21 protein-coding genes and 1 tRNA gene are annotated in these 25,120 nt (G+C 71.5%); 6 read left to right on the top strand and 16 right to left on the bottom strand.

The genetic code is table 11. The features are described 5' to 3' along the window. Window positions 1-23: 23 nt before the first annotated feature. The 7 genes from ACWEPF_RS17080 to ACWEPF_RS17050 form a co-directional block, all read right to left on the bottom strand. The gene (locus ACWEPF_RS17080; RefSeq protein WP_345282583.1) at window positions 24-1,037 is read right to left on the bottom strand and encodes a LacI family DNA-binding transcriptional regulator; all 1,014 of its coding nucleotides are present in this window, start codon (window positions 1,035-1,037) and stop codon (window positions 24-26) included. 116 nt (window positions 1,038-1,153) lie between these two features. Continuing rightward, window positions 1,154-5,527 (bottom strand): galactose-binding domain-containing protein, encoded by a 4,374-nt coding sequence (locus ACWEPF_RS17075; RefSeq protein ID WP_452173194.1) that lies wholly within the window; start codon window positions 5,525-5,527, stop codon window positions 1,154-1,156. Between the two features lie 84 nt (window positions 5,528-5,611). Then, window positions 5,612-7,231: a glycoside hydrolase family 13 protein gene (locus ACWEPF_RS17070; protein WP_452173193.1), complete on the bottom strand. Its 1,620-nt coding sequence runs from the start codon at window positions 7,229-7,231 to the stop codon at window positions 5,612-5,614. A 38-nt stretch (window positions 7,232-7,269) separates the two neighbouring features. After that, window positions 7,270-8,154: a carbohydrate ABC transporter permease gene (locus tag ACWEPF_RS17065; RefSeq protein WP_345290923.1), complete on the bottom strand. Its 885-nt coding sequence runs from the start codon at window positions 8,152-8,154 to the stop codon at window positions 7,270-7,272. A 12-nt stretch (window positions 8,155-8,166) separates the two neighbouring features. Next, entirely contained in the window at window positions 8,167-9,039 is an 873-nt protein-coding gene (locus tag ACWEPF_RS17060) for a carbohydrate ABC transporter permease (protein ID WP_449797851.1), read from the bottom strand. Next, on the bottom strand, window positions 9,036-10,424 hold the full coding sequence (locus ACWEPF_RS17055) for an ABC transporter substrate-binding protein (protein WP_452173192.1): 1,389 nt from the start codon (window positions 10,422-10,424) through the stop codon (window positions 9,036-9,038). Before ACWEPF_RS17055 ends, ACWEPF_RS17060 begins: the two co-directional genes overlap by 4 nt. A 459-nt stretch (window positions 10,425-10,883) precedes the next feature. Further along, window positions 10,884-10,957: transfer RNA gene (locus ACWEPF_RS17050), tRNA-Thr, on the bottom strand. A 256-nt stretch (window positions 10,958-11,213) separates the two neighbouring features. Between ACWEPF_RS17050 and ACWEPF_RS17045 the strand changes: the two genes are divergently transcribed. The 3 genes from ACWEPF_RS17045 to ACWEPF_RS17035 all read left to right on the top strand — a co-directional run bounded on the left by ACWEPF_RS17045 (window position 11,214) and on the right by ACWEPF_RS17035 (window position 13,761). Next, window positions 11,214-12,305 (top strand): ABC transporter ATP-binding protein, encoded by a 1,092-nt coding sequence (locus ACWEPF_RS17045; protein ID WP_345290926.1) that lies wholly within the window; start codon window positions 11,214-11,216, stop codon window positions 12,303-12,305. A 146-nt stretch (window positions 12,306-12,451) separates the two neighbouring features. Beyond that, window positions 12,452-12,889, top strand: coding sequence for a hypothetical protein (locus ACWEPF_RS17040; RefSeq protein WP_345290927.1), 438 nt, complete (start codon window positions 12,452-12,454; stop codon window positions 12,887-12,889). A 125-nt stretch (window positions 12,890-13,014) separates the two neighbouring features. Further along, on the top strand, window positions 13,015-13,761 hold the full coding sequence (locus ACWEPF_RS17035; protein WP_452173191.1) for a nucleotidyltransferase family protein: 747 nt from the start codon (window positions 13,015-13,017) through the stop codon (window positions 13,759-13,761). A gap of 115 nt (window positions 13,762-13,876) precedes the next feature. Here the strand turns inward: ACWEPF_RS17035 and ACWEPF_RS17030 are convergent, their stop codons facing one another. The 7 genes from ACWEPF_RS17030 to ACWEPF_RS17000 all read right to left on the bottom strand — a co-directional run bounded on the left by ACWEPF_RS17030 (window position 13,877) and on the right by ACWEPF_RS17000 (window position 20,643). Further along, on the bottom strand, window positions 13,877-15,412 hold the full coding sequence (locus ACWEPF_RS17030; RefSeq protein WP_452173190.1) for a DoxX family protein: 1,536 nt from the start codon (window positions 15,410-15,412) through the stop codon (window positions 13,877-13,879). Between the two features lie 181 nt (window positions 15,413-15,593). Continuing rightward, window positions 15,594-16,586: a 23S rRNA (guanosine(2251)-2'-O)-methyltransferase RlmB gene (rlmB, locus tag ACWEPF_RS17025; RefSeq protein WP_345290930.1), complete on the bottom strand. Its 993-nt coding sequence runs from the start codon at window positions 16,584-16,586 to the stop codon at window positions 15,594-15,596. 118 nt (window positions 16,587-16,704) lie between these two features. Further along, window positions 16,705-18,099, bottom strand: a complete 1,395-nt coding sequence (cysS, locus tag ACWEPF_RS17020) for a cysteine--tRNA ligase (protein ID WP_345290931.1) — start codon at window positions 18,097-18,099, stop codon at window positions 16,705-16,707. Between the two features lie 72 nt (window positions 18,100-18,171). Then, a complete protein-coding gene (locus ACWEPF_RS17015) occupies window positions 18,172-18,564 on the bottom strand; it encodes a PPOX class F420-dependent oxidoreductase (protein ID WP_345290932.1) in 393 nt (130 codons plus the stop codon). Between the two features lie 99 nt (window positions 18,565-18,663). Beyond that, complete coding sequence (gene ispF, locus ACWEPF_RS17010; RefSeq protein WP_345290933.1) at window positions 18,664-19,158, bottom strand: 2-C-methyl-D-erythritol 2,4-cyclodiphosphate synthase; 495 nt, start codon at window positions 19,156-19,158, stop codon at window positions 18,664-18,666. Further along, window positions 19,148-19,936, bottom strand: coding sequence for a 2-C-methyl-D-erythritol 4-phosphate cytidylyltransferase (gene ispD, locus ACWEPF_RS17005; protein WP_380149559.1), 789 nt, complete (start codon window positions 19,934-19,936; stop codon window positions 19,148-19,150). Before ispD ends, ispF begins: the two co-directional genes overlap by 11 nt. A 224-nt stretch (window positions 19,937-20,160) precedes the next feature. After that, complete coding sequence (locus ACWEPF_RS17000) at window positions 20,161-20,643, bottom strand: CarD family transcriptional regulator (RefSeq protein ID WP_030244332.1); 483 nt, start codon at window positions 20,641-20,643, stop codon at window positions 20,161-20,163. A 363-nt stretch (window positions 20,644-21,006) separates the two neighbouring features. Here ACWEPF_RS17000 and ACWEPF_RS16995 point away from each other — a divergent pair, with 363 nt between their 5' ends. Continuing rightward, complete coding sequence (locus ACWEPF_RS16995; protein WP_452173189.1) at window positions 21,007-21,711, top strand: DUF461 domain-containing protein; 705 nt, start codon at window positions 21,007-21,009, stop codon at window positions 21,709-21,711. 81 nt (window positions 21,712-21,792) lie between these two features. Here ACWEPF_RS16995 and ACWEPF_RS16990 read toward each other — a convergent pair whose 3' ends face one another. Beyond that, complete coding sequence (locus ACWEPF_RS16990; RefSeq protein ID WP_345290935.1) at window positions 21,793-22,482, bottom strand: response regulator transcription factor; 690 nt, start codon at window positions 22,480-22,482, stop codon at window positions 21,793-21,795. After that, window positions 22,479-23,741, bottom strand: coding sequence for a sensor histidine kinase (locus ACWEPF_RS16985; RefSeq protein WP_345290936.1), 1,263 nt, complete (start codon window positions 23,739-23,741; stop codon window positions 22,479-22,481). The genes ACWEPF_RS16990 and ACWEPF_RS16985 overlap by 4 nt, the downstream gene beginning before the upstream one ends. A gap of 267 nt (window positions 23,742-24,008) precedes the next feature. Between ACWEPF_RS16985 and phoU the strand changes: the two genes are divergently transcribed. Continuing rightward, the gene (gene phoU / locus ACWEPF_RS16980; protein ID WP_452173188.1) at window positions 24,009-24,683 is read left to right on the top strand and encodes a phosphate signaling complex protein PhoU; all 675 of its coding nucleotides are present in this window, start codon (window positions 24,009-24,011) and stop codon (window positions 24,681-24,683) included. 148 nt (window positions 24,684-24,831) lie between these two features. After that, window positions 24,832-25,011, top strand: a complete 180-nt coding sequence (locus tag ACWEPF_RS16975) for a hypothetical protein (protein WP_345290938.1) — start codon at window positions 24,832-24,834, stop codon at window positions 25,009-25,011. Window positions 25,012-25,120: the final 109 nt, after the last annotated feature.

Below are 25,120 nucleotides of genomic sequence, written 5' to 3'. Positions count from 1 at the left end.
CCGCAGGGGGCTCAGTGCTGCGCTCAGGAACGCTCGCGCGGCGGCGCGGTGGACCCGCGGACCACCAGCTCGGGCTCGAAGAGCAGCTCGTCGTGGGTGATCTTCGCGCCGCCGATCTCGCCGACCAGCAGGTCGACGGCGGCCCGGCCCATCGCCTCGATGGGCTGGCGGACGGTGGTCAGCGGCGGGTCGGTGCAGGTCATGAAGGAGGAGTCGTCGTAGCCGATGACCGAGAGGTCGTCCGGCACCGAGAGCCCGGCCCGGCGGGCCGCCCGGACGGCGCCCAGGGCCAGCGGGTCGGAGGCGCAGATCACGCCGGTGACGCCCTGCTTGAGCAGCCGGGTGGTGGCCGCCTGGCCGCCCTCCAGGGTGAACAGCGCCCGCTCGACCTGACTGTCCGGCAGCTCCAGGCCCGCCTTCGCGGCGGCGGCCCGGGCCGCGTCCAGCTTGCGCCGGGACGGCACGTGGTCGGCCGGGCCGAGCACCAGGCCGAGCTTGCGGTGGCCGAGCTGCTTGAGGTGGCCGATGGACTGCTCCACGGCCACCGCGTCGTCGCAGGAGACCCGCGCGAAGTCCAGGCCATCGATGGCGGCGTTCAGCAGCACGGTGGGCAGGCTGCGCTCGGCGAGGCGGTCGTAGTGGTCGTGCGGGGCGTCGCCCTGGGCGTAGAGGCCGCCGAAGAAGACCACGCCGGAGACCTGCTGCGCCAGCAGCAGGTCCACGTAGTCGGCCTCGGAGACGCCGCCGGCGGTCTGGGTGCAGAGCACGGGAGTGAAGCCCTGGCCGGCCAGCGCGCCGCCGACCGCCTCGGCGAAGGCCGGGAAGATCGGGTTCTGCAGCTCGGGCATCACCAGGCCGACCAACCGGGCGCGCTCGCCGCGGAGTTGGGTGGGACGCTCGTAGCCGAGCACGTCGAGTGCGGTCAGCACGGCCTGCCGGGTGGCGTCCGAGACGCCGGGCTTCTCGTTCAGCACCCGGCTGACGGTGGCCTCGCTGACCCCGACCTTCTGCGCCACCTGGGCGAGTCGTCGCGTCATGATGGGAGTGTACGTCGTCCTTCGCAAGCCGTTTGCGCCTTCTTGCGCTGCTGCCCCGGGCGCGTCAGGGGCGCCCGGGGCAGCAGCTGCTCTCGGAGGGATGGGACCTGGAGGGGTTACGGGTTCACGGTGATGGTGAAGGTGGAGGTGGTGTTCTTGATGTCCTGCGCGTTGCCGCTCATCCGCAGGTTGTTGAAGACCACCGACCCGACCGCCGGGCCCTGGCCGGCCTCGGCCGCCTCGTTGGCCCAGATCCCGAAGCCGGACTTGGCGTCGTAGGCGTCACCGCTCTTCTTCGCCCCGGTGATCGAGATGTTGCTGAACACCGTGTCCTTGACCGGGAACTGCGGCTGACCGCCGGAGTAGTTGGTCTGGAACATGATGCCGTGGTAGGTCGGGTCGACGATGTCCACGTCGCTCACCCGGATGCCCTGGAAGACCTTCGAGGCCGAGAAGACCCAGATGCCCGGGAAGGTCTGCGAGCCCCAGAAGTGGCCGCCGGCCCGGACGATGGAGATGTTCTGCAGGTTGGTCGGGTCGGTGCCGAAGCCGTTCATCGGGTACCCGAAGTCCAGCGAGCTGATGGTGATGCCCGAGTAGACCAGGGTGTCGGCGATGTGGATGTTGCGGAAGGTGTTGGCGTAGCCGCCGTAGACCGCGACGCCGGCCGCCCGCCAGGTGAGGATCGAGGTCAGGTTCTCGAAGACGTTGTTCTTCTCGTCCGCGCCGCCCGCGTCGATCGCGGAGAACAGCGCGAAGGAGTCGTCGCCGGTGGCCCGGGCCTCGATGTTGGTGATCAGGTTGTCGGTGGAGCCGTTGGTCATGTTGATCCCGTCCGCGAAGGTGTCGCGGATCCGGGAGTTCTTGATGACCATGTTGTCGGTGTTGGCGCCCCAGTAGAGGCAGACCATGTGCTCGACCCAGATGTTGTCGATCACCATGTTGGCGACGTTGGCGAAGTCGAAGACCTTGCCGGGGCCGTCGATCCGCGAGGTGTAGTTGCCGAAGTAGGCGAAGCCGGTGAAGGAGGAACCGTTGGCGGTCGCCTCGGCCCGGAAGCCGACGTCGGTGTTGGACTGGGTGTCCGGCGCCCGGAAGCGGGTGAACCACGGGCCCGCGCCGACCACCTTCACGGCCTTGCCGTAGACCTGGAACTTGCTCGCGGTCTGGTAGTCACCGGCCGGCAGGTAGACGCCGACCAGCGTTCCGGTGGTGTCCATCCGGACCTTGTCCAGGGCGTTCTGCACGTCCTGGTGGGTGAAGCCGGCCGGGACGGCGTACTTCGCCGGGTCCGGGTTGGCGACGGCCGTGGCCTGCTCCAGGCTGACGAAGTCGATCGCGTACTGCGAGGTGTTCCCCGCGTCCTTCTGGAGCTTGATCTTGCTGCCCGCCGGGACGGTGGTGCCGAGCAGGACGTTGGCCTCGTCGTAGATGTGCCGCGGGCCGCCGGCGCCCGGCGAGTTGCCCGGGGCGGTCTCGCTGCCGTACAGCCAGGCGTACTTGGAGGTCAGGTCGATGGTCTTCAGGAAGGACCCGTTGACGTAGACGCTGAGCGTGGAGTTGATGCCGTCGCCGCCGGCCGCGTCCGGGATGGAGAACCGGGTGACCAGGGTGTTGGTGGGCGCCTTGGTGGTGAACTCCACGGACGCACCGGTGGAGTTGAGCGTCACCGCGCGGCGGCCGCTGGCCTCGCCGGCCAGGTCGCCGACCACCCGGTTGGGCCCGACCAGGGCCGCGCCGCCGGCCAGCACGCCGTCCTCGGCCTCGTAGGTGTCGTACGGCATGTTGGCGCCGCGGCCGACGTAGAGGGACTGGGTGTCGGTGTTGTTGGCCCGCTTCACCGGGAGCTCGTTGGCGTCGTCGGCGATCACCGTCTTCACGGTGTACTTGCCGTTGCCCGCCGTCCAGCTGCCCAGGTTCACCGGGGCCGCGGTGGCACCGGCCGCGATGGCACCGGTGTAGGCACCGGTCAGGGTCTTCACCACCGCGCCGCTCGCGTCGGCCACGGTGAGGGTGATGGCGTGGGCGCCGCCGGCCGAGGCCACCGTGCCCTGGTTCTTCACCGCCACCGAGAAGTTGACGACGTTTCCGGCCGCCGGGTTGGACGGCGACCAGCTGACCGGGGAGGCGAGCAGGTCGGAGCTGGCCACCTGGCTGACCACCAGCGGGGCGGCCGCGGTGAAGGAGTTGTTGGTCTCGTCCCGCTCGATCACCGCGTTGGCCTCGTCGACCTTGGCGGAGAGCTGGTAGCTGCCGGCGTTCTGCACCCCGGCGTTGACCTGCACGGTGGTGGAGGCACCGGCGGCCAGCGCGCCGACCTGGGCGGTGCCGACCTTGGTGGAGCCGAGGTAGAGGTTGACCGAGCTGGCCGGGGCGGCCAGGTTGCCGGCGTTCTGCACCGTGGCGGAGAGCGTGACGGCGTCGGTCTCCACCGGGTTGGCCGGGCTGGCCGAGGTGGCGGTGACGGTCAGGTCCGGGTTGGGCGCGGGGGTGCCGATCACCTGGAACTCGGCCACCTGGCCGCCCCCGGAGCCGGAGTTGGCGGTGAACTTCAGCTGCACCTCGGCGGCCGTGGCGGAGACCGGGATGGTCACCGTGTTCCCCGAGGGCTGGTCGAAGGCGTAGGTCTTGGCCGCCACCAGCGAGCTGAAGCCGCTCGCCGACTGGTCCCGGCCGAGCACCTCGATGGTCTGGGTCCGGGAGGACCAGGCCGCCGCCGGGTTGAGCTTGACCACCACGGCGCTGACCGAGGCGTTGGAGCCGAGCTGGACCGCCAGGGTGCCGGGCTGGCCGTTGGCCTCCCAGTAGGTGGTCACGTCGTTGTCGTTGGCGTTGGCCGCGACGAAGGTGTGGATCACCGAGGAGGCCGAGATCGGCTTGCCCGCCGCCAGGTTGGTGCCGCCGGTGGTGCCGCTGCGCAGCACCGTGTTGCTCGCGGCCGACTGGTTGCCCGCCGCGTCCTTGGCCTTGACGTAGTACGAGACCGTCTCGGAGTCCGGGCGGCTGTCGGTGTAGCTCAGCACGTTGCCCGCGACACTGGCGCGGAGCGCACCGTTGGCGTACACGTCGTAGCCCGTCACACCCACGTTGTCGGAGGCCGCACCCCAGGCCAACTTGACCTGCCCGGAGGCCGGTTGGGTGTACGACAGGGTGCCGGGCGCGGACGGCGCCTGGGTGTCGCCGCTCTGGCCGGCACGGGTCACGGTGTTGCTCGCGGCCGACTGGTTGCCCGCCGCGTCCTTGGCCTTGACGCTGTACGAGACCGTCTCGGAGTCCGGGCGGCTGTCGGTGTAGCTCAGCACGCTCCCGGCGACGCTGGTGAGCAGCTCGCCGTTGGCGTACACGTCGTAGCCGGTCACGCCGACGTTGTCGGTGGCCGCGCCCCAGTTCAACTTGACCTGCCCGGAGGCGGGTTGGGTGTACGACAGGGTGCCGGGCGCGGACGGCGCCTGGGTGTCGCCGGTGTTCGGCCCGTAGACCTCCAGCTCGGAGAGCTGGGCGGCCGGCCACGCGGTGTTGGCGGTGACGTTGACCCGCAGGTACCGGACGGTGGTGGTGCCGAGGTCGACCGTCACCGCGTTGCCGGTGGCGGGGTCGAAGACCCGGCCGGCCGAGGCGGAGAGGTCGGTGAAGGTGGTGCCGTTGGTGCTGCCCTGGACCGAGAGCGTCTGGGTGCGGCGCTCCCAGCCGGCCGGGAGCTTGAGCACGGCCCGGTTGACCGCGACGGCCGCGCCGAGGTCGACCTGCACCCACTGCGGGAGCGCGTTGTTGGCGCTCTCCCAGTAGCTGGCCTGGTTGCCGTCGCCCGCGTTGGCCGCCACGTAGGTCTGGCTGACGCCGCTGCTGCTGAAGGCCCGGCCGAGCGCCAGGTTGGGGCTGGTGGTCGAGGAGCCGTGCACCTCCAGTTCGGAGATCTGCGCGGCCGGCCAGCCGGTGTTGGCCGAGATCGCCAGCCGGACGTACCGGGTGGTGGCGGCCGGGAAGGTGATCCGGACGGTGTTGCCCGCGCCCGGGTCGAAGGAGTACCCGGCCGAGGTGGCCAGGGTGGTGAAGGAGGTGCCGTCGGCGCTGCCCTGCACCGCCAGCGTCTCGGTGCGGCTCTCCCAGCCCGCGGGGAGCTTGAGCACCACCTCGTCGATCGAGGTGGAGCTGCCGAGGTCGACCTGCACCCACTGCGGAAGTGCGCCGTTGGCGCTCTCCCAGTAGGTGCCCTGGTTGCCGTCGTTGATGTTGGTGGCGGACTGGCCGCCGGTGGTGCTGGAGGCGGAGACCGCCTTGCCGGCGGCCAGGTTGGGGCCGCCGGCGGCTACGGCGGTACCGGGGAGGAGCGGGCCGGCCAGCGCCAGCAGGCTGAGCGTGGCCGCGGTGGCCACCAGCCGGGGGATCGGTGCTCTGGTTCTCACGGGGGTCCTCTGTCTCTGACGACGGGGTGGGGGTGAGGAGTTGAGGGAACCTTGCGCGTGCGGTGGCGACCGGGCCGAGACGGCCATCCGGGCCTCCGGGGAGGGGCGGCGGGCGGAGCGGCACCCGGCCCGATGGCGGGCCGGGCGGAGGGTGTCCGCGCCACGTGCGGATCAGGCGACGCGCAGCCAGACCGCGGTGTCGGTGGGGAGCAGGGCCGGGCCGCTGAGCGGGCCGCTGGCCAGCAGCAGCGTGCGGTGCTCCGGGAGCGGGGCCGGCTCGGCCCCGAAGTTGACCAGGCAGAGCAGGTCGCCCCGGCGGAAGGCGAGCACCTCGCCGGCCGAGGGCAGCCACTCGAACTTGTCGCCGTGCAGGGCGGCTTCGGTGCGGCGCAGCTCCAACGCGGAGCGGTAGAGGGACAGCATCGACTCAGGGTCGGCCGACTGGGCCGCCACGGTGAGCGGGGCCCAGTCGGCCGGCTGCGGGAGCCAGGGCTCGGCCGTCGAATCCTGGCTGAACCCGTACGGGGGTCGGTCGCCCGACCAGGGGAGCGGCACCCGGCAGCCGTCGCGGCCGGGGTCGGTGCCGCCGGAGCGGAAGTGCATCGGGTCCTGGAGCCGGTCCAGCGGCAGGTTCTCCACCTCGGGCAGGCCCAGCTCCTCGCCCTGGTACAGGTAGACCGCACCGGGCAGGGCCAGCGAGAGCAGCGCGGCGGCCCGGGCCCGGCGCAGGCCGAGCGCCGGGTCGGTCGGGGTGCCCCAGCGCTTGGCGGCGAAGTCGAAGCGGGTGTCCCGGCGGCCGTAGCGGGTGACGGTGCGGGTGACGTCGTGGTTGCAGAGCACCCAGGTGGCCGGCGCGCCGACGGGCGCGTGCAGGGCCAGGGTGGAGTCGATCGACTCGCGCAGCGCGGCGGCGTCCCAGGGGCGGGCCAGGAAGTCGAAGTTGAAGGCCGTGTGCAGTTCGTCCGGGCGCAGGTAGCGGGCGAACCGTTCGGCGTCCGGCAGCCAGACCTCGCCGACCAGGATCCGGGTGCCGGGGTACTCGTCGGCGATCGCCCGCCAGGAGCGGTAGATCGCGTGCAGCTCCTCCCGGTCGGTGTAGGGGTGCGGGTCGGTGCCCTTCACGAAGTCGGGCAGCTCCGGGTCCTTGGCGAGCAGCGCGGCGGAGTCGATCCGCACGCCCGCCGCGCCGCGGTCGAACCAGAACCGGAGGATCTCCTCGTGCTCGGAACGCACCAGCGGATGAGCCCAGTTGAGGTCCGGCTGCTGGGTGGCGAACAGGTGCAGGTACCAGCTGCCGTCCTCGATCCTGGTCCACGGGCAGCCGCCGAACTCGGAGACCCAGTCGTTCGGCGGGATCTCCCCGTGCTCGCCCCGGCCCTGCTTGAAGTGGAACAGCTCCCGCTCCGGGCTGCCCGGCCCAGCCGCCAACGCGGCCTTGAACCAGGGGTGTTGGTCGGAGACGTGGTTGGGCACCACGTCCACCACCGTCCTGATGCCGAGCTCCAGCGCCTCGGCGATCAGCAGCTCGGCCTCCTCCAGGGTGCCGAACAGCGGGTCCACGCCCCGGTAGTCGGCCACGTCGTAGCCGCCGTCCGCCATCGGCGAGGGGTACCAGGGGTTGAACCAGACGGCGTCCACGCCGAGTTCGGCCAGGTAGGGCAGCCGGGCGCGGACTCCGGCCAGGTCTCCCGTGCCGTCGCCGTTCCCGTCGGCGAAGCTGCGCGGGTACACCTGGTAGATGGCCGCGTCGCGCCACCAGTCGGAGCGGTCGGGCGGGGATTGCTGTCCCACGATCGAGGTCCTTTCGGATCGGCGCCCGGGCCCCGGCCTCAGCCTTTGAGCCCACCCGAGGTGAGCCCGGACATGATGTTGCGTTGGAAGAGCAGGAAGAAGGCGATGGTCGGCAGCGAGGCGATCGCCAGCGCGGCGATGATGACGTTCTGCGGCACGCCCATGGCCAGGGACTTGATGCCGATGTTCAACGTCTGGTTGGCCGGGTCCGGCTGGACCAGCATCGGCCAGAGGAAGTCCTTCCAGACGTTCACCACGGCGAAGATGGAGACCACTCCGAGGATCGGCCGCGACATCGGCAGCACGATCGAGGCCAGGGTCCGCATCGGGCCGGCCCCGTCGATCGCGGCGGCCGCCAGCAGGTCGGCCGGGATGGAGTCGAAGAAGCGCTTCAGCAGGAAGATGTTGAAGGCGTTGGCCACCGTGGGCAGCCAGATCGCCCACGGGGTGTTCACCAGGTTGAGGTGGAGCACCGGCAGGTCAAGCACCGTCAGGTACTGCGGCACGATGAGGACCGCCGCCGGGATCATCAGGGTGGCCAGCATCATGCCGAGGATCACGTTCCCCAGCACCGGCCGGAGCTTGGAGAGCGCGTACGCCGCCGCCACGTCGAACACCAGCTGGAAGGCGAGCGCCCCCAGCGCGTAGTACAGCGTGTTGAACAGCAGCCTGCCGAGCCTCAGTTGGCTCCAGGCCGTGGCGTACGTCTCCGGGTGCAGCTCGCTGGGGAAGAGCGTCGGCGGGTTCTGCACCACTTCGGCGGTGGACTTCAGACCGCCGGTCACCAGCCAGTACAGCGGGCCCAGGAAGACCAGCGTGAAGCCGATGACGGTGACGGCCAGGACCACCCGGTAGAGCCACCTGCCGAGCGGACGGTCGAGTTGGGTCTGGGAGATCAGCGTCCGGGTCTGCGGCTCTGCCACCGGGCGTCCTTTCTAGTCGGCCGCCTTGCGGGACAGCCGCGCGTAGAGCACGGAGAAGCCCGCCAGCACCAGCAGCATGATCAGCCCGAGTGCGGAGGCGGCACCGTAGTTGTTGAAGTTGAAGGCGTACTGGTAGACCAGGAAGACCACGGTGGTGGTGGAGCCCTGCGGTCCGTTGCCCCCGGTCAGCAGGAAGGGCTCCACGAACACCTGCATGGTGGCCACGATCTGGAGCAGCAGCAGGAGCGAGAGGATCAGCCGGGTCTGCGGGATCGTCACGTGCCAGATCCGCCGCCAGATGCCGGCCCCGTCCAGCTCGGCCGCCTCGTACAGCTCCCCGGGGATGCCCTGGAGGGCCGCCAGGTAGATCAGCGTGGCGCCGCCCATGTTCATCCAGGTGGCCGCGATCACCACCGAGACCATCGCGGTGTCCGGCGAGTTGAGCCAGGCCGAGGTGGGCAGGTGCAGGGCCCGCAGGATGCTGTTGAAGAGCCCGAAGTCCGGATCGTAGAAGTACTTGAAGAGCAGCACCGAGGCGACCGGTGGCATCATCACCGGCAGGTACACCAGGATCCTCAGGTACGCCTTGGCGTGCCGCAGTTCGTTGAGCAGCACGGCCACGAAGAACGGCATCGCGAAGCCCAGCACCAGGGCCAGCAGGGTGAAGAGCAGGGTGTTGCCCCAGGCTTGCCAGAACGCCGGGTCCTGGAGCAGCTGTTCGACGTTGGCCCACCCGACCCAGGTGGTCCGCCCCCTCTTGGTGCGCTGGAAGCTCATCACGACTTCCCGCACCATCGGGTACCAGGTGAAGAAGCCGAAGCAGAGCAGCGCACCGATCAGGAAGCCGTGCGCCGTCAGTTGCTCCCGGACCCGACGTAGCGTCACTGCAGGCTCGCCAGGACCTGGTTGACCTGCGCCTCGGCCTCGCCCAGCAGCTTGGCGACGTCGGCGTTCTTGTCGGTCAGGACGGCGGAGACCGGGTTGTCCAGCACCTTGTAGATCTGCTGGGCGTTGGCCGGCTCGGTCTTGCCGGGCACCTGGACGGCCAGGTACGGCGCGTAGTTGGCGACCGGCACGGTGGCGCTGGCAGCCTTGGCCTTGTTGTCGCCCTCCAGCGACGCACCGGTGAAGAAGAACGGCTGCGGCAGGCCGACCGGCAGGCCGTCGGCCTTGGTCCGGGCGTAGTCGAACTGGCCCTTGCCGAGGGTCAGGTACTTGAAGTTGATCCAGGCGATGCCGGCCTTGATCTGCTCCGGGGTGGAGCCCTTCTTGAACATGTAGTCGTTGCCGCCGAGCAGCGCGGCCTTGCCGCCGATCATCGGGCCCATGCCGTAATCGTCGTAGTTGCCCTTGAGCGTCTGCACCATGTAGGTGATGTCGTCCGGCGCGCCGATGTACATGCCGAGCTTGTCGGTCGACATCTGGGTCATCAGATCGGGCCACTTGAGGCTCTGCGCGGCACCCATGCTGTTGTCGGTCCAGCGCATGTCGTACAGGTTCTGCAGGACCTGCTTGCCCTCGGGGGTGTTGAAGGCGGCCTTCTTGCCGTCCTCGCTCACCATCGAGCCGCCGAGGCCGTACAGCTCGGCGGTGTAGTGCCAGCCGCCCTGGTTGGTCGCGCTGTACTCGCCGTACCCGTTCACCCCGTTGCCCAGCGCGGCGATCTTCTTCGCCGCCTCCCGGACCTCCGCCCAGGTGGTCGGGGGCTTCTCCGGGTCCAGACCGGCCTGCTTGAACAGCTTGCGGTTGTACAGCAGGCCCATCTTGTAGTTGGAGGTCGGCAGGCCGTAGAGCTTGCCGCCGTCCTTCAGGGTGGCCAGCACCGAGGGGTCGATGTCCTTGAGCGCCGGGACGGTCTGCTCGTTGACGTACGCGGAGATGTCCTCCGCCGCACCCTCATCCAGCACCTGCTGCAGGTCGGTGAAGTAGGTGTAGAAGACGTCGGTCTGCGTCTTGCCCTTCAGCTGGGCCGTGAACGGCGCCGGCTCCTCGCAGGGCGAGGCGTCCTTGCTCTTGATCGTCACGTTCGGGTACAGCTTCCCGAACGCCGCGACGTCCTCGTCCCACTGCTTGCGCTCCGCCGCCTTGGTCACCGGCGGCTGGCAGTCCACGCTGATCGTCACCTTCGCCGACGCATCCAGCGTGGCGCCCCCACTCGCCTTGCCGTCCCCGCTCCCTCCCCCTGAACTCCCGCACGCGGCAAGCGACATGGCCATCCCTGCGGCCAACGCGACGACGACGGATCTGTGGACGATCCCAGCTCTGCTCATGACGGAGGAACCCTTCTGCGGGCACGGGTGGGTGGGGTGCCGCGGCACTCACCGGCGGCACGCACATGTAACCACCGCCCGACAGATGACCACAAGATGTCGACAGAGTTTCGCAAAAACACGACAGAGTTGCGTAGGTCGCCTCCCGGACCGAAACATCGGGCCGACGACGACGGCCTTCACGGCGGACCAGCACGACTGGGCGGGCACGTCCTGCGAATGCGACCAACCAGACACCCAGGTCGTCGAGTTGCTCATCCGGCTGGTCACGGGCGGGGAAGCCTCCGGCGTCACGCCGGTCTCCTTCGAGGGCCGCCTGCACCCGCCCTCGCACACCGACGCGTCCGCCGAGAGGCCCGCCACCTGATGTGGGAGGCCTGCCAGACCCCCTGGGAGTGACCCCGGGAACGACGGTGGGGCGCAGCGGCCGACAGCCGCTGCGCCCCACCGGGATCGCTGAGCCCCCTGTCGGGTTCGAACCGACGACCCCCGCTTTACAAGAGCGGTGCTCTGGCCAGCTGAGCTAAGGAGGCACGGTGACCGTCCGCGGCGAGGCCACGGCGGCACCAGTGGGCAGTGTACCGGTCGGGTGTGGGGACTGTGATCGGATTGATGCCGGATGCGGGGGCCGGAAGGGGCTGACAATCGGACGATCGGGCAGGTAGCGTCGCCAGGAAGTCGTCCGGGGGCGGGTGGTCCAGACCACCTGGCCAAGGGACGGCGGACGACAACTCCACCCCTTTACTCGGATCGTCCGGCACGTTCCTGCCGGTGAAGGAGCGCAGAAGCATGGCTTCGGTCACGTACGACAAGGCCACCCGTGTCTACCCGGGTGCCACCAAGCCGTCGGTCGACGGTCTGGACCTGCACATCGAGGACGGCGAGTTCCTCGTCCTGGTCGGCCCCTCCGGCTGTGGCAAGTCCACCAGCCTCCGGATGCTCGCCGGCCTGGAGGACGTCAACGGCGGTGCGATCCGCATCGGCGACCGCGACGTCACCCACCTGCCGCCGAAGGACCGGGACATCGCGATGGTGTTCCAGAACTACGCGCTCTACCCGCACATGACCGTCGCGGACAACATGGGCTTCGCGCTCAAGATCGCCGGCGTCAACAAGAGCGAGATCCGCGCCAAGGTCGAAGAGGCCGCGAAGATCCTCGACCTGACCGACTACCTGGACCGCAAGCCGAAGGCGCTCTCCGGCGGTCAGCGCCAGCGCGTCGCGATGGGCCGCGCGATCGTCCGCGAGCCGCAGGTCTTCCTGATGGACGAGCCGCTGTCGAACCTCGACGCCAAGCTCCGCGTCTCGACCCGCACCCAGATCGCCTCGCTCCAGCGCCGCCTGGGCATCACCACCGTCTACGTGACGCACGACCAGGTCGAGGCCATGACCATGGGCGACCGCGTCGCGGTGCTCAAGGACGGTCTGCTCCAGCAGGTCGACAGCCCGCGCAACATGTACGACCGCCCGGCGAACCTCTTCGTGGCCGGCTTCATCGGCTCGCCCGCGATGAACCTGATCGACGTCCCGCTGGTCGACGGCGGCGTGAAGTTCGGCGGCTCGATCGTCAACATCTCCCGCGAGGACCTGGCCGGCGCCGGCACCGACAAGAGCGTCACCGTCGGCATCCGCCCGGAGCACTTCGAGATCGTCCCGGCGGGCGGCATCGAGGGCGTCGCGGTCACCGTCAACGTGGTCGAGGAGCTCGGCGCGGACGGCTTCGTCTACGGCACCACCAAGATCGGTGGCGAGGACAAGGACATCGTCGTGCGCGTGCACGGCCGTCAGATCCCGCAGAAGGGCGAGACCGTCCACGTCGTCCCGACCGGCGGCGAGACCCACGTCTTCAACACCACCACCGGTGCCCGCCTGAGCGCCTGATCCTGACCGATCGTCATACGAAGGCCCCCGTCCGAGCGGACGGGGGCCTTCGGCGTCAACCCGGGCGGGGGACGAAACCGGACACGCGTCACTCATTGGGGTAACGGAGAGCCACCGGAGCCCGACACGCCGCTACGCTCTCGTGCGTGAAGCAACTCGTGCGCCGCATCGGCCAGACCGTTGCCCTGACCCTGCCCGTGATCCTGGTGACCACCGGCACGCTCGCCGTCACCCGCGTCCCGTGGGCACCGCCCACCGGCCTCGACCAGCAGGTGGTCGCGGCCTCCAGCGGCGACGGCACCATCGGGCGCAGCGCGACCGCCGCGAACACCGACGGGATGTCCCCCAAGGAAGCCCTCCGCACCGACCTGATGACGGAGCTGCGCAACCACAACCCGGGCACCGCGCTCGACCTGCTGGAGCGCTCCATGCGGGAGAAGCCCGCACTCACCCCGTACTGCACCGAGCTGGCCGCCGACCTCGGCCGGGCCGCCGTGCGCAAGTACCAGGGCGACGTGCAGCGGGCCCGCACCTTCGCCCGGCCGGTCTGCGACGGCTCCTTCGCCACCGGCGTGGTGGGCTGACACCCCCGGGGCCCTCGGTGCCGCGGCACGGGCCGCGGCACCGGCCGCCGCGTACGCATGCCGCGTGAGCTGCCGCGCGCGGCCAGGAGGGCGTCATAGGCCGTGCCTGGGCCTATCGTTCAGGCATGACCGCTGATTCCACCTCTCCCGCCCCGCACTCCCCGCTCGTGACGCAGGCCGTCATCCTGGCGGGCGGCCAGGGCTCCCGGCTGCGCCCCTACACCGACGACCGGCCGAAGCCGCTGGTCGAGATCCCGGGCACGGGCACCCCCATCGTCGGCCACCAGCTGGCCTGGCTCGCCGCCGAGGGGGTCACCGACGTGGTGATCTCCTGCGGCCACCTGGCCGAGGTCCTCCAGGACTGGCTCGACCGGACCGAACTCCCGGTCAGCGTCAGCACGGTGGTGGAGAGCGAGCCGCTCGGCCGCGGCGGCGGCCTCAAGTACGCCGCGAAGGCCCTGCCCCGGCCGGACCAGCCCTGGTACGCCACCAACGGCGACATCTGGACCAGGTTCAGCCTGCGCGAGATGGCCGCCTTCCACCACGAGCGGGACGCCGTCGCGACGCTCGCGCTGGCCCGGCCGCGGATCCCCTGGGGCGCGGTGGAGACCGACCAGTTCGGCAACGTGCTGGACTTCATCGAGGCGCCGCCCTCGCCCTTCCTCATCAACGCCGGCCTGTACGTCTTTGCGCCCGGCTTCCAGGACCTGCTGCCGGACGTCGGCGACCACGAGCGCACCACGTTCCCGCAGTTGGCGCGCGGCAAGCGGCTGGCGGGGTACCAGCTGCCGCAGGGGTGCTACTGGCGGGCGATCGACACCGCGAAGGACCTGACGGAGGCCGCCAAGGAGCTTGCCGCAGCGTCCAACTGAGGCCGCGTCAGGGAACGGAAGCGGGGCGCGAGGTGCTGCGCTGACCCGAACTCACCGGCTGTGGTGGGTTGGTCGCGCAGTTCCTCGCGCCCCTGGCTGCACTCCTCGTCAGTCGTCAGGCATCCACTCGCTGCCCGGCCGGGCCGGGGCCCATGCCGAGGAGGGGGGCACCGAGGACACCGCCGAGGATGCCGCCGCCGCCCGTGGAGGAGGGCTTCGGGGCGGTGGAGGAGCCGCCGGTGGCACCCCGGGTGGTGCCGGCCGGAGTGCCGCCGCCGGTACCGGCCTTGGTCGGCGAGGGCGCGGGGGGCGGCGTGTGGGGGGTCTCGGACTTGCCGGCCGAGGGCTTGGCCTTGGGGCTGCCGCTCTTGTTGGCCGAGGGGGCGGCCGGGGACGGGGTGGGCTTGGAGGACGGCGGCGGGGCCACCGGCATCGGGGCGTTGGAGGCGCCGCTGCCCGGCCACATCGGCGAACCGAAGTCCGTCGGCGGCTTGGCCGGCACCGGGCCGGTCCGTCCGCTGGTGCGGACCGCCGCGCCGAGCATGGAACCGATCAGCAGGGTCAGCCCGACCACGACGGCCGTCACCACGCCGCCGCGCCGCCAGATCCGGCGCCGGAGCGCGGCCGGGGCGGCGGCGCCGTAGCGGCGCCAGGCGTCCAGCGCGATCCGCCCGTCCAGCGAGCCGAACGGCGCGCCGGCGATCAGCAGCGGGCTCCACGCCACCAGGAAGATCAGGTCCGGGGTGTCGTAGACCGGCACCGCCCGCCAGCTGACGGTGAACAGCAGCGCGGCGGAGAGCAGCATCGCGGCACCGGCCGCGATCCGCTGCCAGAGGCCGAGCAGCGAGAGCACGCCGACCACGACCTGGGTGAACGCGACCGCCAGGCCCGCCCCGACCGGGTGGGCCATGGCGAAGTCCAGCAGCGGCTGGGCCACTCCCCACGGGTGCAGGGAGGAGAGCCAGCGCATCATCGAGCCGCGGTCGCCGCCGTCGAAGTACACCGGGTCGCAGAGCTTGCTGAAGCCGGCGTAGACCGAGAGCGAGCCGAGCACGATCCGCAGCGGCAGCAGCACCAGCCCCAGGTCGACCTTCCGGCCGGGGTACCAGGCGTGCTTGGAGTCCGCGCCGACCGCCGAGACCTCGGGCAGCTCGCCCGCCGGGGCCCAGTCCTGCCGGGGCCGGACGGCCGCCGGTGCGGCGACCGGGGCCGGGGCGCCGCGGTAGGTCTCCAGCTGCTCGGTGTCGTCCTCCCCGACCGGGCGGGCCGGGGCCGGCACGGTGTTGAGGCGGACGGCCTCCAGCAGCTGGGTGGCCGCCTGGTCGCCGGGGGCCGCCTGGCCGGTCCAGGTGACGGCGGTGACCCGGCCCTTGCGCCGGGTGGCCGCGACGGAGCCGGCCAGCGCCGGCACCTGGGAGCCCGCCACCACGACCTGCGGGGTGACCATCGGCCGGGGGGCGAAGCCCGGGGGCAGCCCGTTGTTGGACGTCCCGTACGGGTCGCCGAAGGCGGCGCCGGGCGGGCCGTCGATCAGCGGGGCCACCGGGGCGGCGAGCCTGACCCGGAAGCTGGCCTGGGTACTGCTGAGCCTGGCCGGGTCCGACGGCACCTTGACCGTGTTGAGGCCGGGGCCGGCATCTATTCCCGCCATGCCGCCCGGGGCAGTGCGCCGAGGTGTTCTGGTGTCCACACCCGTCTAACCGGGTGACGGCCGGTTAGGACACTCTCCCGGGTGGATTCCTGACGGCGATTGAAGTGATCATGAGTAAACCGATCGGGCCTGGTCAGGCCCGATCGGTTTCCCGTTCCAAACGTACGACTACCCCTCAGGGCTACTGCTTGGCGCGCATCCGGGCGGCCTCGTAGAGCACGATGCCCGCCGCGACACCGGCGTTCAGCGACTCGGTCAGACCGGACATCGGGATCCGGACCCGGATGTCGCAGGTCTCCGAGACCAGGCGCGACAGGCCCTTGCCCTCGCTGCCCGCGACGATCACGACCGGGCCGGTAAGCGCCTCCAGGTCGGCCACCTCGGCCTCGCCGTCGGCCGCCAGGCCGACCACCATCAGACCGGCCTTCTGGTACGCCTCCAGCGCGCGGGTCAGGTTGGTGGCGCGCGCGACGGGCAGGCGCGCGGCGGCGCCCGAGGAGGTCTTCCAGGCACCGGCGGTCATCCCGGCGGCGCGCCGCTCGGGGATCACCACGCCGTGCGCCCCGAAGGCGGCGGCGGAGCGGACCACGGCGCCGAGGTTGCGCGAGTCGGTCACGCCGTCCAGGGCGATCACCAGCGCGTCCTCGCCGTTCTCGGCGGCGTCGGCCAGCAGGTCGTCCGGGTGCGCGTACTCGTACGGCGGGACCTGGAGCACCAGGCCCTGGTGGTTCATCCCGCCGGTCATCTGGTCCAGCTGCGGGCGCGGCGCCTCCATCAGCGGGACGCCCCGCTCGTTGGCGGCCTGGACGGCCTCGCGCACCCGGTCGTCCATGTCGATGAACTGCTGGACGTACAGCGCGTTGGCCGGCACGCCGCCCTGCAGCGCCTCGACCACCGAGTTCCGGCCGAACACCAGCTCGGCCGAGCCGGCGCCACCGCGGCCGCCGCGGCCGCCACCGCCGGAGCGGCGCATGCCGGCCCGCGACTTGGCGTCCATCTCGCGCTTGGTGGCGGCGTTGGCCTGCCGCTGCTTGACGTGGCCCTTGCGCGCCGAGGCGGGCGGGGTCGGGCCCTTGCCCTGGAGCGCCTTCCGGCTGTGGCCGCCGGTACCGACGGACGCGCCCTTCTTCGATCCGGGGTTGCGTCGGTTCCTGCGCTGGCTGTTGCCGGCCATGGCTGTACTTCCCTTGTCTGTCTCGCCCGCCCCGGCGACGACCGTCGGCGGCGGGCTCTGCGTCGTGCGGGTGGGCCGCACCGGTGAAGGTACGGCCCACCCGCGCCCCGAACCGGGGCTACTGGTTGTTGAGCGTCCAGCGCGAGCCGGTCGGGCCGTCCTCGACGGACAGTCCGGCCTGCGCCAGCTGGTCGCGGATCGCGTCCGCGGTCGCGAAGTCCTTGCGGGCCCGGGCGGCCTGGCGCTGGTCCAGCACCAGGCGGACCAGCGAGTCGACCACCGGGCGGAGGTCGTCGCCGCGCTCGGCTCCGGCCCACATCTCGTCCAACGGGTCGAGACCCAGCACACCGAGCATCGCACGGACCTCGGCGAGCCGCGCCACCGCGTTCTCCTTGTCGTCCGCGGCGAGGGCGCTGTTGCCCTGACGGACGGCGGTGTGCACCACGGCCAGCGCCTGCGGGACGCCCAGGTCGTCGTCCATCGCCTCGGCGAAGGCCAGCGGCACCTCGGGCGCCGCGTCCACCGGGCCGCAGGTCTCCACCGCGCGCTCGATGAAGTTCTCGATCCGGGCGAAGGCGGTCTCCGCCTCGCGCAGGGCCTCCTCGCTGTACTCGATCATCGACCGGTAGTGCGGGGCGGCCAGGTAGTAGCGGAGCACGATCGGACGCCAGGCCCGGACCATCTCGGAGACCAGCACCGAGTTCCCGAGCGACTTGGACATCTTCTCGCCGCTCATGGTGACCCAGGCGTTGTGCACCCAGAAGTTGGCGAACCCGTCGCCGAAGGCCTTGGACTGGGCGATCTCGTTCTCGTGGTGAGGGAAGATCAGGTCCAGCCCGCCGCCGTGGATGTCGAAGGCGGTGCCCAGGTACTTGTGCGCCATGGCCGAGCACTCCAGGTGCCAGCCCGGGCGGCCGCGGCCCCAGGGGGTGTCCCAGCTGGGCTCGCCCTCCTTGGCCCGCTTCCACATCGCGAAGTCGCGCGGGTCGCGCTTGCCGGTCTCGCCCGCCGACTCGGGCTGCAGCAGGTTGTCCAACTCCTGGTTGGAGAGCTCCAGGTAGTCCGGGTAGGTGGTCACGGCGAAGTAGACGTTGCCGTCCGCCTCGTAGGCGTGGCCGCGCTCGATCAGGCCCTGCATCATCTCGATCATCTCGGGCACGTGCCCGGTGGCCCGCGGCTCGATCGAGGGCGGCAGGCAGCCGAGGGCGGTGTAACCCTCGCTGAACGCGCGCTCGTTGACGGAGGCGACCTGCCACCACGGGACGCCGAGGGCGTGCCCCTTGGCGATCACCTTGTCGTCGATGTCGGTGACGTTCCGGACGAAGGTGACCTGGTAGCCGCGGTAGCCGAACCAACGGCGCATCACGTCGAAGTTCAGGCCGGACCGGATGTGCCCGATGTGCGGGGGCGCCTGGACGGTCGCGCCACACAGGTACATCGAGACACAGCCCGGTACAAGCGGGACGAAGTCGCGTACCTGGCGGGTGCTGGTGTCGTACAGGCGAAGGCTCACAGCGTCAAGCGTAGTGGGCACCGGGGGGTGCCCCGCCACCTTTCCGTCATGGCCCCGTCGGATCGGGCCGGTTCAGAGGTTCCCGACCGCCTTGCGGGCCGCCAGGCGGCACACCACCCGGACGTCGTCCGGCCCGTCGTAGCCGTAGTCCTCGCCCCGGTACTTGCGCGACAGCTCGTCGATCAGCTCCCGCCCGCCCTCACGGACCATCACCACCTCGCCCCGCAGCTCCAGGTAGGTGTACGGGTGGTCCGGCGGGTTGACCAGCAGGGTGATCCGCGGGTCGCGGAGCATGTTGAGGTGCTTGCGGCGCCCCTCGACGGTGGAGAACAGCACCTCGTCCCCGTCCCGCCTGACCCAGACCACCGAGGACTGGGGGCTGCCGTCCGGCTGCACGGTGCTCACCACCGCGAAGGTCTTCCCGTCGAACAGCGCCCTGGCCCGCTCGGAGAGCTCTACCGCCATCGTGGTCCCTTTCCCTCGGCATCCCCGGGGAACGGTACTGACCGGCGGGCGGCACACGGGAGTTGAACACCCGTCAGCCATCCGAACGGACCAACGGCGTCAACCCGCCCGGTACACCAGGGCGGTGGCGATCGCGGCCAGGCCCTCGGCCCGGCCGGTGAGCCCCAGCCCGTCGGTGGTGGTGCCGGAGACCGAGACGGGGGCGCCCACGGCCGCCGAGAGCGCCGCCTGGGCCTCCGCGCGCCGCTTGCCGATCTTCGGGCGGACGCCGATCACCTGGATCGCCACGTTCCCGATCTCGAAGCCCTCGGCCCGGACGATCCGGGCCGCCTCGGTCAGCAGCGCGACGCCCGAGGCGCCGGACCACTCGGGGCGGTCGGTGCCGAAGTGCGCGCCCAGGTCACCGACCCCGGCGGCCGAGAACAGCGCGTCGCAGGCGGCGTGCGCGGCCACGTCCGCGTCCGAGTGCCCGGCCAGGCCGTCCCCGGCCCCGGGCCACTCCAGGCCGGCCACCCGGAGCGGGCGCCCGGCCTCGAAGGCGTGCACGTCGGTGCCGATCCCGACCAGCGGGATCACGGGGGTGTCAGAAGCCATCGGAGGCCCTCCTGCGGGCGAGCACGGCCTCGGCGAGCACGAGGTCCAGCGGACGGGTGACCTTGAAGGCCTCTTCGTGGCCCGGGACGACCACCACGGTGCCGCCGAAGTGCTCGACCATCCCGGCGTCGTCGGTGACGGTGAGCCCCGGCTCGACCAGCGCCCGCTCGTGCACCTCGGCCAGCAGCTCCCGGCGGAAGCCCTGCGGGGTCTGCACCGCGCGCAGCGAGGACCGGTCCGGGGTCTCCAGCACCGGCTCGGGCCGCCCGCCCGGCTGCGGCTCGACCCGCTTGACGGTGTCCGCCAGCGGCACCGCCGGCACCACCGCCCCGGCACCGCCCTTCACGGCGGCCGCCACCGCGTCCACCACCTCGACCGGCACCAGCGGCCGGGCCGCGTCGTGCACCAGCACCACCGGCACGTCGGCCGGGATCGCGGCCAGACCGAGCCGGACCGACTCCTGCCTGGTCGCCCCGCCGGCCACCACCCGGACGTCCTTGCCGTCCAGCCCGTGGCTGTCCAGCAGTCCGACCACCTCGGCCACGCCGTCCGGCGGCGCGGCCACCACCACCAGCCCGACCGCCCGGCTCCGGGCCAGCGCCCGGACGGCGTGCACCAGCAGGGGCACCCCTCCGAGTTCCCGCAGGGCCTTCGGGGCACCGGGCCCCAGCCGCTCGCCCCGCCCTGCGGCGGGGACCACGGCCGCTGCGACTGCTGCCGTACCGTTCAGGGTTCGCTCCTTCGGCGCTGTGCTGCATCCATGCCGTACTGCATTCATGTTTTACGCCCGCGGCCCGGTGGGTATGGCCCTGGCGAAGCCGAACGAGGCGCGCCGGTCCCCTTCCGAAGCCGGCCCGCCCCCGCCAGGCCTCACACCGAGTGACCGGGGCGGCTCGTCCCCGGGTACGCCGAAGCGCCCGGGCTGCCGGGCCGCACCGGGGCCACGTTACGTGACCGCGGTGAGTGCACCGACATCGGGCGCTTCGAACTGCGGTGGACCGCTTACGAGGCCAGGACCTCGTCGAGCAGCGTCTCCGCCTTGTCCTCGTTGGTGTTCTCCGCGAGAGCGAGCTCGCTGACCAGGATCTGGCGCGCCTTGGCGAGCATCCGCTTCTCGCCGGCCGACAGACCGCGCTCGCGCTCGCGACGCCACAGGTCGCGGACGACCTCGGCAACCTTGATCACATCGCCGGAGGCGAGCTTCTCGAGGTTCGCCTTGTACCGGCGGGACCAGTTGGTGGGCTCCTCCGTGTACGGGGCGCGGAGCACCTCGAACACCCGGTCCAGACCCTCCTGGCCGACGACGTCACGCACGCCGACGAACTCCGCGTTCTCCGCGGGGACGCGCAGCGTCAAGTCTCCCTGCTGCACCTTCAGCACCAGGTAGGTCTTGTCCACACCTTTGATCTGGCGAATCTCGATGGCCTCGATGAGCGCGGCCCCGTGATGGGGGTAGACCACCGTGTCGCCAACCTTGAACGTCATGTGACAGGACCCCTTCCGTGGCTTACCAGAATAACACGGTTCGCCGTCCACCCGAAGGGCGTTTTCGCAGGTCAGGGCGGGTCTCGGGGCTTGACAAGTGCCCCTTCGGCATGCTGCGACCCGTGTTCGACGGGGCCTTCCCGCAGGTCGGAGGTGGTCTGCACACCTGACGAAACCTCTGGCAACACTCCCGAAACCATGATTGGATCATGAGTTTTTGCCGTATACGCGTACGGGACGTGCTCGCGGCACCCGACGGGGCGGTCCGAGCGCGACACGGGGCCACCCCGTGATGAGCGGATATGCGCGGTCGGTAATCTGAGTCCTGACCACCGATCAGATACCCAAGGAGATGCCGCCGCCGTGAGCCGCAGCCTTCGTCGCGGCGCAGTCGCCGCCGTCGCCCTCGCCGCGATCCTCCCGCTGTCCGCCTGTGCCGCCGGGACCAGCCCCGCGACCCTGCAGGTGAAGCCGGACAACGCCTCGACCTCGATCGGGACCACCCTCAGGCTCAACAACATCGTGGTGGTGACCGCGGCGGGAGCCAAGTCCGACCACGCCGGCCCGGCCAACGTCTCGGTGAACATCAGCAACACCGGCTCCGGCCCGGAGGTCCTGAAGTCGGTGGAGCTGGCCGAGGGCGGCGCCGCGACCTTCGCCGACTCCAAGGGTGCCCCGCTGACCGAGATCGTCATCCCGGCGGGCGGCTCCGTGCTGCTCGGCGGCGAGGACCAGCCGGTCGCCAAGGTCGCCTCCGCCAAGGTGGAGATCGGCGGCAACGCCAAGGTCGCCTTCGGCTTCGGCACCGCCGGGAAGGTCGAGACCGAGGCCCAGGTGCACACGGGCGAGGGCATGTACCGCGGCTTCGGCCCGGCCGCCGCCGCCCCGTCGAAGCCCGCCACTGCGCCCTCCGCCTCGCCCAGCGCTTCGGCGTCGGCTTCGGCCTCGGCCTCTGCTTCGGCTTCGGCTTCGGCTTCGGCTTCGGCTTCGGCTTCGGCCGGTGCCTCCGCGAGCGGTTCGGCCTCGCCGTCCGCCTCGGGCAGCTCCACCGCCGCCGCCTCGCACTGACGTCCCGTCGGGGACGCCCGAAGGCCCCCGCTCGGTTCGAGCGGGGGCCTTCGGGTGCGTACGGGCCGGTGCCGGTCCGGTCTACGGCTCGAACTTGTAGCCCAGGCCGCGGACGGTGACCAGGTAGCGCGGGGCGCCCGGGTCCGGCTCGATCTTGGCCCGGAGGCGCTTCACGTGGACGTCCAGGGTCTTGGTGTCGCCGACGTAGTCGGCGCCCCAGACCCGGTCGATCAGCTGCATGCGGGTGAGGACCCGGCCCGCGTTGCGCAGCAGCATCTCCAGCAGGTCGAACTCCTTGAGCGGCAGGTCGACCTTGGCGCCGTCCACCGTCACCACGTGGCGGTCGACGTCCATCCGGACCGGGCCGGCCTCCAGGGCGCCGGGGCCGTTCTCGACGGTGCCGTCGGCCTCGCCGCGGCGGCGCAGGACCGCGCGGATGCGGGCCACCAGCTCGCGGGTGGAGTAGGGCTTGGTGACGTAGTCGTCGGCCCCTATCTCCAGGCCGACGACCTTGTCGATCTCGCTGTCCTTGGCGGTGACCATGATCACCGGCACGTTGGAGCGGACCCGCAGCTGGCGGCAGACCTCGGTGCCGGGGAGCCCGGGGAGCATCAGGTCGAGCAGCACCAGGTCGGCGCCGTTGCGTTCGAACTGCTCCAGCGCGTCGGGGCCGGTGGCGGCGATGGCCACCTCGAAGCCCTCCTTGCGGAGCATGTACGACAGGGCGTCGCTGAACGACTCCTCGTCCTCGACCACCAGTACACGGGTCACGAGCGGGCCTCCGGGGCAGGAAGGGGGTTGGTGCTGGGCATGGGGTGCTGCTGTTCCTCGACCGGGGGTTTCCCGGCGGGGAGCCGAACGGTGAAGGTGGAACCCTGGCCCTCGACGCTCCACACGGAGACGGTGCCGCCGTGCGAGGCCGCCACGTGCTTGACGATGGAGAGGCCGAGACCGGTTCCGCCGGTGGCGCGGGAGCGGGCCGGGTCGACGCGGTAGAACCGCTCGAAGATCCGCTCGCGGTCCGTCTCGGAGATGCCGATGCCCTGGTCGGTCACCGAGATCTCGATCAGTTCGCCGTCCGCCTCACCGAGGGCGGCGGCGCTGGAGATGCGCCGGGTGGCGATGGCCACCCGGGTGCGCGGCGGGCTGTAGTTCACCGCGTTCTCGACCAGGTTGCCGAGGGCGGCGGCCAGCTGGCCGCGGTTGCCGTGCAGGTAGAGGCCGCCGATGCCGCCGGCCGCGATGTGGATCTGCTTGGCGGCGGCGGGCTGGCGGCAGCGGTCGATCGCCTCGGCGATCAGGGTGTCCACCGCGACCGGTTCCGGGTCGACCAGCAGCTGGTCGTCCTGGACCCGGGAGAGGTCGATGATCTCCTGCACCAGGCTGGCCAGGCGGGTGGCCTCGATCTGCATCCGGCCGGCGAAGCGCTGCACCGCCTCCGGGTCGTCGGAGGCGTCCGCGACCGCTTCGGAGAGCAGGGAGAGCGCGCCGACCGGGGTCTTCAGCTCGTGCGAGACGTTGGCGACGAAGTCGCGGCGGACCGCCTCGATCCGGCGGCGCTCGGTGCGGTCCTCGACCAGCACCAGCACCAGCCGGGAGCCGAGCGGGGCGACCCGGACCGAGACCGCGAGCGGCTCGGTCGGCCGGGCCACGCCCGGCTTGGGCACCTCCAGCTCGACCTGGCGGATCTCGCCGTCCCGGCGGGTGGCGCGGGCCAGCGAGAGCATCTGCTCGACCGCCACCGCGCCACCGCGGACCAGGCCCATCGCGTAGGCGGCGGAGCTGGCCTTGACCACCTCGTCGCCCTCGCCGAGCACGATCGCGCAGGAGCGGAGCACCGAGAGCACGGTGTCCACGCCCGGGGGCAGCGGGGCTTCCTGGGCGGGGAGCCCGCCCGATCCGTTCTTCCCGCCGCCGTTGCCCGCGCGGGCCTGCTCCCGCTCGCTCCAGCGGAAGGCGATGGCGGCCGTGAGACCGACCCCGAGCCCGGCTATGGCGCAGGCTGCGGCGGCGGCCACATTCACGTCCATGTGGCCAGCGTAAGCGCATCCCGGCGGCGCTCCCCACGGGTGCGATCAAGGGATCGGCCGCACGTTACCGAGAATTCACCTCGAAGCTCCCGGCGGTTCACCACACCGGCCGTGCGTGGTCGCCCGAACGGCCCAGGGTGGGTCGCACAGCCCGTGCGGGCGGTGGCGGCACTACGATGCGGCCACCAGCAGCGGCCGGTCCGATCCTCCTACGGTCGGCACGGCCGGTCGGCACCGCCACCGACAGAGCTACTGAGGAGAGCAGCAATGCGCGACGCGTACCACGAGGAACTCGACTCGATCAGCGACCAGCTGGTCGAGATGGCACGGCTGGTCGGCTCGGCCATGGGCCGGGCCACCACCGCGCTGCTCGACGCCGACCTGGCGCTGGCGGAGAGCGTGATCGCGGCCGACGACAAGGTCAACGCCCTCCACCACGACCTGGAGAACCGGGCGATCGACCTGCTGGCCCGGCAGCAGCCGGTCGCCACCGACCTGCGGATCGTGGTCACCTCGCTGCGGATGAGCGCCGACCTGGAGCGCTGCGGCGACCTGGCCCGGCACGTGGCCAAGGTGGCCCGGCTGCGCTACCCCGAGTCCGCCGTCCCGAACGACCTGCACTCGATCGTCCTGGAGATGGGGCAGCTCGCCCAGCGGCTGGTGGCCAAGGCCGGCCTGGTGATCGCCACCAAGGACGTGGACAAGGCGCTGGAGCTGGAGCAGGACGACGACGCGATCGACGCGCTGCACCGCGAGCTCTTCTCGCACCTGCTGGACGACCGCTGGCAGCACGGCATCGAGACCGCGGTGGACGTCACCCTGGTCGGCCGCTACTACGAGCGCTTCGCCGACCACGCCGTCTCGGTGGCCAAGCGCGTGGTCTTCCTGGTGACCGGCGAGCACGCGGGCGAGTTCGTGCCCGCCACGGACGTCGACGCCTAAACCCCGAAGGGGCGGTGCGGGGGCGCACGGGAGGCCGATCTCCCCGCCCCCGCGCGCCCGTTGACGCCTCGTCACCGGGGGGGCTTCACTCGTGGAGGGGCACACCGCCGTGTGCACCCGCGGTGCCCTGCCGAGGAGGCCCAGCGCGATGAAGGCGACCACTGCCCCCGAGACCCAGCCGCCGAGTTCCGTCACCCCGACGGCCGTGAAGCTGCTGCCGGTGCTCTCCGCCACCTGTGGTTGCAGCCCCGGCTGCGGCTGCGGCTGCCAGTCCGGAGCGCCCTGCCAGTGCGGCGGCGCCAGCGGCGGCTGCTGCGGCGGCCACTGACCATCCACCCGCGCCGTCCGCACGTCGCACCGGAGCGCCCTGCCAGTGCGGCGGCGCCAGCGGCGGCTGCTGCGGCGGCCACTGACCATCCACCCGCGCCGTCCGCACG

This window comes from Kitasatospora sp. NPDC004289 (assembly GCF_053602875.1).
The sequence above is the reverse complement of the archived record's forward strand: the minus strand, read 5'-3'. Positions and strand labels throughout refer to the sequence as shown.